We start from the raw sequence: 13,053 nt of genomic DNA, 5'->3' as shown, positions 1-13,053 counted from the left end.
CTGCATAAAAAACCCGCCCCCGGCCCCCCGGCTCGCGACGCCCGGCACGCACGCTCGCGGCGTCGCCGGAAGGCCCTGACAGCTCCGCCACAAGGACCTTCCGGCGCCCTGCGACCGCACGCGCCAGATGCCGCGAGCTGATCGGACTCCCCTCTGTCCGCAGCTCTCAGTCTGCTCCTCGTCGAAGTGCTCTTCGTGCCCCTGCACGCTCGACCACGAGGAGTACCTGGTGTCCACCATCCGCTGGACCGAGAACCACACCCGCCGATCCGCCCGCTGGCATTCCGAGAACGCCGCCCCTCTTCCCCAGCGGATCGTCGTCGCCGACGACCGGATGAAGGCCAACGACGCCTACCGCCGAGCGTGCGAAGGAACCGCTCTGCTCTGGCAGGGCGACTTCCACAACGCCCGGCAACTGCTGCAGGCGATGGGCCGCCGCATCGACCGCACCACGCCCAGGCCCGGCACAACCCCGAGCGAGTCCTTCCACCTGCACCGACGCACCACCCGTCACCGCGCCCGCGTCCTCGGAAAGCTCCTGGTGCTGCTGGGCGACGACTACGGGCTGGCGCTGCGCCGGGCTCCTGACGTCCGCCAGGCGTGCCTGGAAGCCTACGGACCGCCGAAGGGACCCGTCGCGGTCTCTCTGCGCGAACTGCTGGGAGTGATCGGCGCGCACCAGTGGCGCCTGAAGGGAATCGACGTGCCGGCCCTCGGCACCCGCATCCATCCCCACTACGGCGTGTTCGCCCCCGTCAGAAGTGAGTACGTCGACCTGGTCGCCCGCACCCCACTCCCGCCGGCCACCCGGAACCGTCCCGCCACCAGCACAGCATTCGACCTCGGCACGGGAACCGGCGTCCTCGCCGCGGTCCTGGCCCACCGCGGAATCAACCGCGTCGTGGCCACCGACATCAGCCCACGCGCCCTGGCCTGCGCCAAGGACAACGCTCACCGGCTGGCGCTGACCGACCGCATCGACGTGTCGGGCCCCGGCCTGTTCCCCGAAGGCCGCGCCGACCTCATCGTGTGCAACCCGCCCTGGCTCCCCGCCCGCCCGACCAGCTTCATCGAACAAGGCGTCTACGACCCGGACAGCACCATGCTCCACAGCTTCCTCGCCGGACTGTCCGCCCACCTCCGGCCAGGCGGCGAAGGCTGGCTCATCCTGTCCGACCTGGCAGAACACCTCGGCCTCCGGACACGTCAGCAACTGCTCGACACCTTCCAGGCAGCTCACCTCCGCGTCGTGGACAAGATCGACACGAAACCCCGCCACCCGCGCGCCACAGACGCCACCGACCCACTCCATACAGCACGAAGCGCCGAAACCACGTCCCTCTGGCGCCTGACAGCATGACCCGCACGCGGACCACGAATCGGCATCCCGCCTCTCGGTTCACCACCTGATCGCGTGGGTGACTTCGCCACGTTCACGGGATGGGCCCTCACCTGCTGCGCCGGAGGGGAGGCGGCGGACTCCAACCCGCAGCAGGCCGCCGTCCTGCTGCTGGGAGGCCGCGGATGACGTGACGGACGCCCTGGCCTGCACCGCCCCTGAACGACGGTCGGGGCGCGAGACGAAGAGGGTCGGTCACCACCAGACGATGACCGACCCTCTTCCTCTGTCCCGCGCCCGACGGCTCCCCGCGCAGACCGAGCACGGTCCACTCCGCCGGCCGGCGGACGGCAGCGACGCGGCGCACCCGGCAGAGATGTTCAGGGCCAGGGCCGTCCCCCCTCTGCCTCTGCGTCGACGTCCGCGTCGGCAGCGGCGTCGGCCACGATCACGGTCGCCGCGACCACCTCCGGCGGGATCCCCGGCCCGGGGAGGCGTCCTCGCCCGCGCCCGCGGCCCGGTCGGCGGCGCCGACTGGCTCGGGCCGCTGCCCGTGGAGGCGCTGCACCGTCGCGGCCCGCGTCAGGCCGCCGCCGTCCGGGACCACGGCAACCACCGCGGCGGGCTGCTCGCCGGTGTCTCATCCGCCACCGTGCAGCGCCTGCCCGGCACGGAGGCCGGACGCCTCGCCGCCCGCCGCGCCCGCGCCCGCGGCAGCGACTCGGGTCGGTACCGCAACGCCGCCTATGAGGTCGACCGGATCGCGGAGATGTCGAACTGCAGTCGGACCTTCTCGCTCACCATGGCGCCTCCTGTCTTGAGGCGCTGGTTGTAGACCAGGCCCCACTCGGTGCGGTCGATGGTGGTGGTGCCGTCGAAGCCGGCCCGCTCGTAGCCGAAAGGATCCAGGACCGAGCCGAGGTAGTCGAGTTGGAGGTCGACGGGCCGGGTGACGTCACGGATGGTCAGGTCCCCGGTCATGCGGAAGGTCTCTCCGCCTTCGTGGAGGGTGGAGGTGCTGCGGAAGACCATTTCCGGGTGGCGACGCGCGTCGAAGAAGTCAGGGCCGACGATGTGCGCGTCCCTTTGTTCCACACCCGTGTCGACGCTGGCGACCCGGATGACGAGCTCGGCCCGCGACTCGGAGGGCCGGGCTCCGTCGAAGTACAACGTGCTGTCGTATTCGGTGAAAGCCCCCCGGACCGTCGTGACCATGGCGTGCCGCACGGAGAATCCGATGCGGCTGTGCGGGCGGTCGATGGTCCACCGCCCGGTCAAGGCCCGAAGCGCCGGGTCGAGCGCGGCAGCCCTGGGCGTTGCCTCCGCGACGGAGGCGCCGGTGTCGGCAGCCGCGGTCGGTTCGCCGAGGGCGGTCTGGCGTCGGCTGAAGATACCCATGATCCTGAGCCCCTTCCCATCTGCTCGCTCTGTGCTGTCAAGGTGTCGCCGGGCACTGCCCAGCCGCATCGGTGGTCCCGTCCGGGGCGCGTGCGGCCGACGGTCGAACGGCGACGCGATGTGGAGGTGCGCTGCCGGACGGCCTCGATCAGCACCGCATGAACGACCGCGACACGCGACACACCTGTCGGACAGCACCCGCCGTCGGACGCCCCGGGTGAGGGTCTACTGCGGTGGCGTGGGCGTGTCGTGGGTGCGGTACATCGCCTGTACGTCCAACTCCAGTTGGACGGTCGGACCGACGACGGCGATGCCGCGGGCCAGCATGGAGCGCCAGTTGAGGGTGAAGTCCTCCCGGTGGAGTTCGGTCTTCGCGAGAGCCGCGCAGCGCAGTTCCTGGTCGTAGCCTCCGTTGACCATCCCGAGATAGGTGGTGTCGAGGCCGACGGAACGGCTGGTGCCGTGCATGGTGAGGGTGCCGTGCAGGGTCCACTTGGAGCCGCCGCGGTGGGCGAACCGGGTACTGGTGAAGTCGATGTGCGGGTAGCGTTCCACGTCCAGGAAGTCGGCGGAACGCAGGTGGTTGTCGCGGGTGTTGTTGCCCGTGGTGACGCTGGAGGCGTCGATGCGCACCGACACGTGTGAGTCGGCCATGTCCGGTGCGACGTGGATGCCGCCCTGGAAGCGGGTGAACCGCCCGTGGACATGGGCCATGCCCACGTGTTTGGCGATGAACCGGATCGCGGTGTGCGGGGGATCGAACAGCCAGGTTCCGGCCGTCGGAAGTTCCATCTGGCGGGCGGGCTGGAGCGCGACGCGCATCGGGGGCAGGGCTGCGCCGGCGGTGATGTCGAGGTTCTCACGGGCGGGTGACAGGCCCTCGGCCGCGACCATCGCGCTGTAGGAGCCCGGTGGCAGCGTCGCTATGAAGTAGCCGTGGGGATCCGTGGTGCCACGCGTCGCAACCCGGTGGCTGTCCAGGGCGGTCACGGTGACCTCGGCTCCGCCCATGGGCTGCCCCATGGGATCGAGGACCTCGAAGCCGAACGCCCCGGCGCCGGGCGGCAGGGGGACCGAGATGCTCCCTCCGGCACCGGAAGCACCACGGGAGCGCCGACGACGGAGTAGCCCGAGAGCCATGGAGTCCACCCTTCTTCACCTGCGTCAGCGTCAGACGACCCGCTCACTGCGAGACGTTCGCGGTCGCCAAGAACCGTCGGCGACGAGAGGACGGACGCGGAGTCAGTAGTTCGTCGACGATCATAAAGCCCCCCGCGCGCAGGCGACTCGGCTCGATGTCGAAGCTGCTCAACCCTCTTGTCGGCGGGCGCGGGGCCACATATCAGTACATCGGCCAACCATATCGACACACCTCGACTTCGTTGCTTTGCAGCAATGCTGTGGTGAAGAACACGCAAAGGGGCCGTGATATTCACAACCGGTGTGCGGTTTCATCACGGACCTGACACAGGCGGGCAGGCAGCGCCTCCCGGCCAGGAGACCGGGAGCCTGGGGACACGGCGAGCTGGGCACGGTGGCCGTCTCCTCCCGGCCCGGCGCCCCACCCGGCGGGCAGCGTCGGCCCGGCGCCCCACCCGGCGGGCAGCGTCGGCCCGGCGCCTCGCCCGGCGGGCAGCGCCGGGTCGGGCGCGGAGGTGGTGAGCACCGGCTCTGGCAGCGTCCGGGTCACCGCGCCCTGCCTTCCGTCGGGTGCCCCCAGCTCGGAGAACCGCCGGGCGCCGGTGCGGGCGGGACCCTGGCGGCAGGCACCCCCGGCGCTCCGGCGCGGGTGCCGGTCGCGGCGGGCGCGGCGCCGGTCCGGGTGCCGTGTCAGCCGGGGGTCAGGACCATGCGGAAGCGGGCCCCGCCGGAGAGCATCTTGCGGTAGGCCTCGTCCACGTCGTCCAGCGGAACGGTCTCGGTCATGGGACGGAGGCCGTGCAGGGCGCTGAAGGCCATCGTGTCCTCCACGTCCTGCGACGTGCCCGACGGGTGGCCGCGCACGACGCGGCCGGTCATCAGCAGCTGGGCCGGGCTGATGCCGAGCGGCGCGGTGTCCGCGCCGATGACCACGAGTTCCCCTCGGGGGGCCAGGCCGTCCACGGTGGCGGTGATGGCAGCGGAGTTGCCGGCGGTGGCCAGCACGACCCTGGCGCCGCCGAGGGACCGCAGCGCCTCGTCGACGGGGGTGCCGGAGGTGCTGTCGACGTAGTGGTGGGCGCCCAGCCGCTTGGCGAAGTCGGCCTTCTCGGCCCCGCGGGCGATCCCGACGGTCTCGAAGCCCATGGCCGCCGCGTACTGCACGCCGAGGTGCCCGAGGCCGCCGAGGCCGAGCACCGCGACCAGGTCACCCGGTCGCGCGGAGCTGCGCCGCAGCCCGTTGTACGTGGTGACGCCCGCGCAGGCCATGGGCCCGGCGTCGGACGGGGCCAGCGCGTCCGGGACGCGGGCCAGGGCGTCGGCGGGCACGATCACCTTCTCGGCGAAGCCGCCGTCGTAGGCCCAGCCCGGCACCGTCAGGTTCGGGCAGACGACGAAATCGCCCTCGCGGCAGGGCCGGCAGTGACCGCAGCTGCCGCCGAACCACCCGACGGCTACCCGGTCGCCGGCCCGCCAGCCACGGTCCTCCACGCCTTCCCCCAGCTCCTCCAGGCGCCCGGCGATCTCGTGTCCGGGAACCTCCGGGAACGACACTCCCGGTAGTCCGCCGCTCACGAAGAGGGCATCGCTGTGGCAGATCCCGCACGCCTCGACTGCGATCCGCACCTGCCCCGGGCCGGGTCGCGGAACCTCGCGCTCGACCAGCTCGAAGCCGCCGTCCGGGGCGGTCACCTGCGCGACTCGGTAGGTACTCATCTGTGTCTCCGGGGAACGGGTACGACGGCCCCCACCCGATCCAGCACAACAGCTCGCGGCCGATCGCGCGCGCCGAGCCGGCCGGGGCCGCCCTGAGCTGAGACGACGCTGCCATTTCCGAAGGGCCTCAGACCGGCTCTGGGGGCGCGGAGCATGCCCAGCAGCATGGTGGCTGCGTAGGGTGAGATCGGGGAGCGCCCGGAGGCGGTTTCGGAGAGCGGCCTGGGACCTCAGCCCCCTGGAACGTTGCTGAGAACTGTCAGCAGGTGGTCGCGTCGGAACCGGGGCGACATCACGCACATGGTGACCTTGGGCTCTCAGTGGAGGTCAGTGCGGTGGACATGAGGACAGGGGCCGCTTGCCGGGTGGCAGGTTGCCCCTGACGGCCACGGGCAGCGGGACCGACGTCGGAACAGGCGGGCACGGGACCGCGACGCCCTCCGCCTCCGGGGCCGCGGCGCCCCGTCGTCGGAGACCGAACGCCCGGCGGCCCGTGCGGCCTTTCGGTAGCACGCCCGGAGACTCAGGTCTGCACTCGAGGACTGGCTCAGAACAAGGTGTCGGTGTTCTCGGTGTTCTCGGTGGGTGGTGGGGCCGGCGCGCGGGTGCGGCGGGGACGCTCGGGCTTCGGGTCCTTCCCGAACAGTGCTTGTGTACCGCATTCGTCGGGCACGGCGGGCACCGGCCGGCACACGGCCGCGTCGACCAGGTCGAGCGGGGCGCGGTCGTCGAAGTCGGCGCGCTTCATCCGGGTCCAGTCGCGGCCCTCGGGTGTGGCGGTCACGGGCGGTCTCCTGTCTGCGCTCGGGGGCCAGGGGGCGGGCGACGTGCCCCGGTGGCATGCCGGGGTCCGGGGCAGTGCCGTGCGGTGCTCGCGTCGCCCGGCGGGCCGCACAGGCGATCGCCGCCGCGGTGACGGTTCCGGCCGCTCTCGTCCTCCTCGATGCCGTGCCACGGGGTGTCGTCGCCCAGCGCACCGGCCCGGGCTGTCCCTCCGTCCTTCTGCCCGCACACGGCCCCCGGATCGCGCCTCACCGGCGACGTACGTGTACGTACGTGGTGCTGGTGCCCTCGCCGAGAGCGGCCATGTCCGCCTTCCGACCGGCGGTGTGCGGGGCTGGGATGTCGTCCGCGGCCGGCAGACGTCTCGGGCGCGCCACCCCAGATCCAGGTGGAGGCGAAGGCGGACGTCGTCACTCGGCATGCCGGCCAGGGTGGCATGTATCGCCGGAGTGTGCGGCAACGCTCTGTCGTGCGCTTCACCCAACAGCCGCAGAGACCTCCGCGTCCGAAAGGCGCTTGGGGCAGCCCGGAGACGTCCTCCTTCGCGACGGAGCCCGGACGCCTGGAGTCCCAGGACGGGTACGGCCTGGTCCGTCGCCGTGCTCAACAGGCCGCGTGTCTCCCAGGCGTACGCCCGCTGATCCCCGGCTGATCCCGGGCTGATCCCCGGCTGATCCTGTCGTCTTGGAGCGGATCCGGAGCAACCACCTGTCCCGGACCGTGAACGTCACAGCGGAACAAGCACGATCGCACTGACGGCACGCGGCTCGCTCGCCCGCTCTGTGCCGGAGGCGCGCGCCGCCTCCCGTGGCAGACATGTGCGGCAGCAGCCCGTCGCGCCGCCGGCACACCGGCCAGGCCCCGGCCGCGGCCGGTTGGACCGTCCTCGGGTCGGCGCCCGCACTCTCCGCGCCAGGCGGGCGGACAGCGCGCTTGCCTCGCCCGGGGTGAACCCTTGCCCGGCCTGGAGACGTGATGCCTCGCGGAACTGCTGCCGTTCAGGCGCTCAGCGCGCCGTGTGCGTACCGCAGCCCTCGGTGCGGGTTGAAGAGGTCAGGGTCCGATCGGAGAGCCGGCCGCTCCTGTGCATCGAAACGCCGGCCCGGCCCGGCCCATGGCGGGCCGAGGCGGATTCGTACGGTGTGTCAGCGGGACGGACTGCTGCCTGCTCACTTGGCGTGACGACACACGCGTGTCAGGTGTAGATGCGGGGAGACTGCACGTTGCCGTAGTAGCCGTAGTGGCCGTTGACCGTGGCCCAGTATCCGGATTGCACCACATAGGTGCCGCCGGCCGGGGCGGACCATGCGCGGTCCGTGCCCTTCCACTCGTTCTGCGACGGTCCGCCCTGCCCCGGCCCGACCCAGCCTCCACACACGAAGTCGTGGACTTGAGTCAGCGAGCCGTCGGGGTTGACGCGCATGAGCTGTGCGCACGGATCGACCTGGTCCGGGTCACCGGGGTTCCACTGATGCTCGACGGTGCTGACATCCGGGTAGATGCGCGTGCTGTTCCAGCTGTTGCTGGTGTCCGCTGCGTAGGCGCAGGAGTCCATTTCGACGTCGCCCGGCTCCATGATGTACGCGCGGCAGCCGCCACCCCAGACCTCGGCGGATGCGGTGGTGGTCCCGAGTGTGACACCGGCGAACGCGAGGCACGCGACGACGCCCAACTTGGCGATGTGTCGGATTTCCAAGGCTCCGAGTCCTCCCCCTCGGACCGTGCGGGCGCACGGCCCCTGGAGGGAGCGTGACACGGTCGGAGGGGCGGGAACAGTGTGTTGGCCGGAATTTGGGAACCCATGGCGAAGACCTAGGGATCGTTTGAGATGCGGATTTCGTTCGTGGAACGATCGCGGTGCCGCGAGGGCCGGTTGAGAAGCCGGTCCGGGGGCGCTTCCCCGATCGACGCGGTCGCACCGGACACGGACTCGACCCCTGCCGCCGGATTTGCCCCCTACCGGTGACGAGCTCGGTCGCATCCCCTGTGACATGCCGATACCCCATGGTCTGCCGTTGGTGTGGGAGTCGTGAAGAGCTCTCGCGCGGTTCTGGGGATTTCGTCGCGGGAGCGGAAGGATCGGGGCACTCGGCGCTTGCGGACAGGCCGGGCGCCGCTCCATGCGATGGGAGACCGATCAACGATGTCCACTCCGGTGCGGAGCAGAGTGCGGACGGCCGTGCTCGCGCTCCTGGCCGTCACGGCCCTCGCCTTCAGCGCGACCCTCACGACCGGCGCGGCAGCGGCCCCCGCTCGCGCGAAACAGGGACCAACCTCGGTGGCCTATGTCGAGGTGAACAACAACAGCATGCTCAACGTCGGCAAGTACACCCTCGCCAACGGCGGCGGCAACGTCTTCGACATCGCCGTGATCTTCGCGGCGAACATCAACTACGACACGAGCACGAAGGCGGCGACGCTGTACTTCAACGAGAACGTGCAACGCGTCCTCGACAACGCCGCCACCCAGATACGGCCGTTGCAGCAGAAGGGCATCAAGGTCGTCCTCTCGGTGCTCGGCAACCACCAGGGCGCGGGCTTCGCCAACTTCCCGTCCCGGCAGGCGGCGTCGACGTTCGCGAAGCAACTCTCGGACGCCGTGGCCAAGTACGGCCTCGACGGCATCGACTTCGACGACGAGTACGCCGAGTACGGCAACAACGGCACCGGCCAGCCCAACGCCAGCTCATTCGTGTACCTGGTGTCGGCACTGCGCGCGGACATGCCGGACAAGATCATCAGTCTCTACAACATCGGCCCGGCCGCGTCGCGCCTGTCCTACGGCGGCGTCGACGTCTCGTCCATGTTCGACTACGCCTGGAACCCGTACTACGGCACCTGGCAGGTCCCCGGCATCGCCCTGCCCAAGTCGAAACTCTCGCCGGCGGCCGTCGAGATCGGCGGGACCTCGAAGAGCACAGCCGCCGCCCTGGCCCGCCGCACGGTCGCGGAGGGGTACGGCGTCTACCTGACGTACAACCTGGACGGCTCCGACCGCAGCGCCGATGTCTCCGCGTTCACCAGGGAGCTGTACGGCAGTGACGCCGTCTACGCGCGGTAGGCCGAACGCACTCCCCGGCACCAGTCATCCCGTCGGGGTCTGCCGCACCCCGTAGGCCCGCGCCCCGGGCGCTCGCGCGTTCGGCAGGGATGCGGGTGGCGCGACCGCACGCACTGACGTCGGCTCGCCAGGGGGGAATTGGGGCGTCCGAAGCAGACCGGTGCGGGCTGCGCGAGGGTTCTCCGGAGCGGCTCGACGACGGTCGACCGTCAGATGCCGGTGCGGTCGGGAAGGGAAGGGCTGGAGACGCGGTCGTCGGGGTGTTCCGCTGTCCGGCTGGGCCTGAGAGATGCGAACGAGCGGCGGACGAACGCGATCAGGGAGGGCCCTTGGCGGAAGCACCACAGGGCGATGACCGGATCGCAGATGGCGCATGCCAGGGACGAGTCGTGGGCGAAGGGCAGGATCGGATGGAGGTCGAGGTGGTGGGCGACGTCCCATGCCGTGTGGAGCAGCCAGCCGATGCCGATGAAGGTCCAGGAGTCCAGTCCGCGGTAGGCGACGTAGGCCATGAGGGCGACGAACGGCATCTCCCACGGCCCGAATCCGCCCCCGCTCAGATAGGCGGCGCCGGCTCCGCCCACCATGATGGCGTTGAAACGGCGCCGGTGCGGTTCTGCGATCAGGGACATCAGCAGGCAGTAGAGGGTGCCGACGATCACGGGTGACACGAAGTTCATGACGGGACGACCTGTTCTTCCGTCCGGGCGGCGCGGGCCGGATCGCCGCGGTCGAGTCGCCGTAGCGCGAGCAGCCCGCCGGCGCCGGGAACGAGGGCCAGGACCTTGGCGGCGGCCGTGGCCTGCGGGAGGCGCCAGGTCGCGAACACGACGAACAGGTAGGCGCAGCCGTGGGTGGGGCCCGTCAAGGAGGAAACGGACTTGAGGTGGACGGTGAACACATTGGCCAGCATCGCGATCAGGGAGATCAGCTCGGCGTGAGCAGCGATGCGCAGATGGCGCGGAGAGCGCAGGTGCATGGTCACACTCCGGTGGTGGAGCCGGGACGAATGGTCGTCAGTACGTGACGGTGGCTCAGAGCAGGGTGAAGACGCCGGTCACCATGGCGAGACGGGGCCCGGCGTCGAGGGCCTGCGACGGCGAGGCGGAGCCCGTCGCCTCGGCGGAGCACGGTCCTGGGTGGACAGGATCAGTGGTGCCGGTGGGTCGGCGGCCGCCGCGGTCGGCGGGATGGAGGCGATCAGCCAGGCGTCACCGAGGACACCGGACCTGCCGGCCGTGACGAGGCCGAAGAGGAGAACCGCTGGACCGCTGTGCCGGTGCCCCCATAGATCCGGCAGTCACGGTGCAGCGTCCCCAGCGGGTGCGGGCGTCGCCGTCGGCGGAGCCGCCGAGCGCGGCGCAGCGTCGCGGGACTCGTGCCCGCGGCGGCGGTGACCGGGCCGGCGGCGACGGCGGCCAGGACGTGCAGGGGCAGAAGGAGCTTGGTCACGCGCGGTGTTCCGGGACGGTCCGGCGCTCGCCGGTGACCTTCGAGGACGGAAGGCGGCCGGCCTTGGAGGTGCCCTGGAGGGTGTCGCCGTCGACCGTCACGTCGAACGCCAGGTTGAGCCGGACGGGCTTGGTGACGGCCTGCTTCCAGGTGAGCCGGTCGCCGGCGAGAGTCATGTCGACGAGCGGTACGCTCTCGCCGGCTCCGTGGGCGACGCCGGTCAGGACGCCGTCCTCGTCACGGAGTTCGACCACGGCCTCAATCTTGCCGATGGGGGTGGAGATGGACAGGTTCCAGGTGCCTTCGACGGACATGCCGATGTGTTTCCTGTCTGTGCGAGGGGAGGGTGAGCGGAGGATCTGCGAAGGACCGGGGTTCACAAGGCGCCGGGCGTCGGCCCCTGGGCGCGCCAGACGGTGCCGCGCCGTTCGTGGGCGAAGAGCTCTTCGACGGCGTGCGCGACGCGGGGGCCCACCTCACGCTCCAGCAGGTACAGTCCGAGATCGAGCCCCGAGGTGACGCCGGCGCCGGTGACCAGGTCGCCGTCGTCCACGATGCGGGCGCGGACCGCGTGGGCACCGGTGGCGTCCAGCATGTCGAGGCCCATGTGGTGGGTGGTGGCGTGGCGCCCCTCCAGCAGGCCGGCCAGGGCCAGGACGAGCGAGCCGCCGCAGACGGTGGCGACAGTGATGTCAGGGTCGTCCATCGCCTGCTTGAGGAGTGCGGGCAGCCCGGTGTCCAGTGTGCGGCCCAGCAGTACGGGGATGAACTCGTCCTGCTTCCACTCGCCGTCGCTCGCCTCTTCGTCCGGGACCTCACCGGGTTCGCCCACGCGGCCGGAGGCACCGGGCACCACAAGCATGTCCGCGCGCTCCAGGTCGAGGGCGCCGTCGGCGCGCAGCACCAGTCCTCCGGTGCCGCTGACCACCTCCCGGGGGCCCTCCGCGGTGACCAGTTCGACGGTCACCGCCCCGTCCGAGGCCGTGCCGCCGGCGTACAGCACCTCATAGGGGGCGATGGCATCGAGCGGGTCGAAACCGTCGAACAGGACGACCTGAATGTGCATGGAAGGTTCCTTCGGGGGCGTTCTCCATCGGACACTCCGAAGTCAACCGGCTGCCGCAATGATCGCCCAGTGGCACTAGTGACAGGTTTCAACGGAAAAACGCCAAGCGTCTCCAGGCGGCCGTGAGCTGTGAAGACGGGGAGCCGTCGGGTATCGGTCCCGGACCGTCGAGCGGAGGGGGAAGGCGGGTTCCGCCCCCGCACGCCGTCGCCGTTCTCGTGCTGGACCGGATGATCCCCTTCGACGTGTCCACTCCGGTCGAGGTCTTCTCCCGGACCCGCCTGCCCGACGAGCGACCCGGCTATCAGGTCGGGGGCCGTGCCGCACACGACGAGATCGACTCCGGACCCAAGTCACACATCGCACGTCACGCGCCCCAGGTCACACGTCCATGGTCGGCTTGAATGCGGATACGTGGTCCGTGAGGAAGGTTCGCAGGCTGCGGGGTTTCTGCCCGGTGAGGCTGGTGACGTCAGGGGACAGCCAGGCGGCATCTCCTTCAGCGATCAGTCCGAAGACCTGGGCGTTGGAGGTGGCGACCGGCTCGGGAAACCCAGCTTGGACCATGGCCTCGCGGTGCTGGCCGGGCGTGAGCCGGCGGTACTCGATCTCTTCGCCCAGGGCGCGGGACAGTTCGGCGGCGACGCCGGCGTAGGTGACGAGTTCAGGACCGGTCAGCAGGTAGGTGCGCCCCTCATGGCCGGCGGGGTCGGCTGCGACGGCCGCCGCGGCCGCGGACACGTCACGTGAATCGATCATGCCGCACCGGCCGTCGCCGGCAGACATCACGAACCCGTGTGTCCGCTTGATCATCGGAGCCATGGAGAACAGGTTCTGCATGAGCAGGTTGGGGGCGAGCAGGGTGTATGGCAGGCCGCTCGCTCTGAGGTGAGCCTCGATGCGTGCGTGATCCCGGCGGCGGCCGACGGGGGAGTCGTCCGTCGCCTTGTGGTTCGTGATCTTGACGACGTGCTTCACATCCTGGCCGACGGCGCTGTCGATGGCCGCGATCTCCTGCGTGGGGACCGACGGGGTGATCAGGACAAGAGTGTCGACACCGGCCATCGCCGCGTCGAGTGTGCCGGGCCGGTCGAGATC

At 70.8% G+C, this 13,053-nt stretch carries 12 protein-coding genes and 1 pseudogene; 3 read left to right on the top strand and 10 right to left on the bottom strand.

Going from position 1 to position 13,053, the window contains the following annotated elements:
- Positions 1-229: 229 nt before the first annotated feature.
- Positions 230-1,360 (top strand): class I SAM-dependent methyltransferase, encoded by a 1,131-nt coding sequence (locus ABZ719_RS35840; RefSeq protein ID WP_366729357.1) that lies wholly within the window; start codon positions 230-232, stop codon positions 1,358-1,360.
- A gap of 723 nt (positions 1,361-2,083) precedes the next feature.
- Here ABZ719_RS35840 and ABZ719_RS35835 read toward each other — a convergent pair.
- The 5 genes from ABZ719_RS35835 to ABZ719_RS35815 all read right to left on the bottom strand — a co-directional run bounded on the left by ABZ719_RS35835 (position 2,084) and on the right by ABZ719_RS35815 (position 8,072).
- Positions 2,084-2,737: a YceI family protein gene (locus tag ABZ719_RS35835; RefSeq protein WP_366729356.1), complete on the bottom strand. Its 654-nt coding sequence runs from the start codon at positions 2,735-2,737 to the stop codon at positions 2,084-2,086.
- A 225-nt stretch (positions 2,738-2,962) separates the two neighbouring features.
- Positions 2,963-3,877, bottom strand: coding sequence for a YceI family protein (locus ABZ719_RS35830; protein WP_366729355.1), 915 nt, complete (start codon positions 3,875-3,877; stop codon positions 2,963-2,965).
- Between the two features lie 690 nt (positions 3,878-4,567).
- Complete coding sequence (locus ABZ719_RS35825; protein WP_366729354.1) at positions 4,568-5,593, bottom strand: alcohol dehydrogenase; 1,026 nt, start codon at positions 5,591-5,593, stop codon at positions 4,568-4,570.
- A 547-nt stretch (positions 5,594-6,140) separates the two neighbouring features.
- On the bottom strand, positions 6,141-6,377 hold the full coding sequence (locus ABZ719_RS35820; protein WP_366729353.1) for a hypothetical protein: 237 nt from the start codon (positions 6,375-6,377) through the stop codon (positions 6,141-6,143).
- Positions 6,378-7,571: 1,194 nt separating this feature from the next.
- Positions 7,572-8,072: a hypothetical protein gene (locus ABZ719_RS35815; protein WP_366729352.1), complete on the bottom strand. Its 501-nt coding sequence runs from the start codon at positions 8,070-8,072 to the stop codon at positions 7,572-7,574.
- 447 nt (positions 8,073-8,519) lie between these two features.
- Between ABZ719_RS35815 and ABZ719_RS35810 the strand changes: the two genes are divergently transcribed.
- A complete protein-coding gene (locus tag ABZ719_RS35810; protein WP_366729351.1) occupies positions 8,520-9,437 on the top strand; it encodes an endo-beta-N-acetylglucosaminidase H in 918 nt (305 codons plus the stop codon).
- Positions 9,438-9,646: 209 nt separating this feature from the next.
- Here the strand turns inward: ABZ719_RS35810 and ABZ719_RS35805 are convergent, their stop codons facing one another.
- The 4 genes from ABZ719_RS35805 to ABZ719_RS35790 form a co-directional block, all read right to left on the bottom strand.
- Positions 9,647-10,117, bottom strand: coding sequence for a DUF6010 family protein (locus ABZ719_RS35805; protein ID WP_366729350.1), 471 nt, complete (start codon positions 10,115-10,117; stop codon positions 9,647-9,649).
- Positions 10,114-10,416 carry a DUF3817 domain-containing protein gene (locus ABZ719_RS35800; protein ID WP_366729349.1) on the bottom strand — a complete coding sequence of 101 codons (303 nt, stop codon included), beginning with the start codon at positions 10,414-10,416 and terminating at the stop codon, positions 10,114-10,116. The genes ABZ719_RS35805 and ABZ719_RS35800 overlap by 4 nt, the downstream gene beginning before the upstream one ends.
- Positions 10,417-10,885: 469 nt before the next feature.
- Positions 10,886-11,203: a hypothetical protein gene (locus ABZ719_RS35795; RefSeq protein WP_366729348.1), complete on the bottom strand. Its 318-nt coding sequence runs from the start codon at positions 11,201-11,203 to the stop codon at positions 10,886-10,888.
- A 62-nt stretch (positions 11,204-11,265) separates the two neighbouring features.
- Entirely contained in the window at positions 11,266-11,955 is a 690-nt protein-coding gene (locus tag ABZ719_RS35790; RefSeq protein WP_366729347.1) for a DJ-1/PfpI family protein, read from the bottom strand.
- Between the two features lie 230 nt (positions 11,956-12,185).
- Between ABZ719_RS35790 and ABZ719_RS35785 the strand changes: the two are divergent.
- A pseudogene (locus ABZ719_RS35785) lies at positions 12,186-12,302 on the top strand (AraC family transcriptional regulator); the annotation flags it as partial.
- Positions 12,303-12,336: 34 nt separating this feature from the next.
- On the opposite strand, the gene ABZ719_RS35780 reads toward ABZ719_RS35785, so the two are convergent.
- A partial coding sequence (locus tag ABZ719_RS35780; protein WP_366729346.1) for an NmrA family NAD(P)-binding protein occupies positions 12,337-13,053 on the bottom strand: 717 nt, incomplete at its 5' end.

This window comes from Streptomyces sp. NPDC006743 (genome assembly GCF_040703815.1).
Lineage (GTDB): Bacteria > Actinomycetota > Actinomycetes > Streptomycetales > Streptomycetaceae > Streptomyces.
This window is presented reverse-complemented; position numbering and strand designations above follow the sequence as displayed.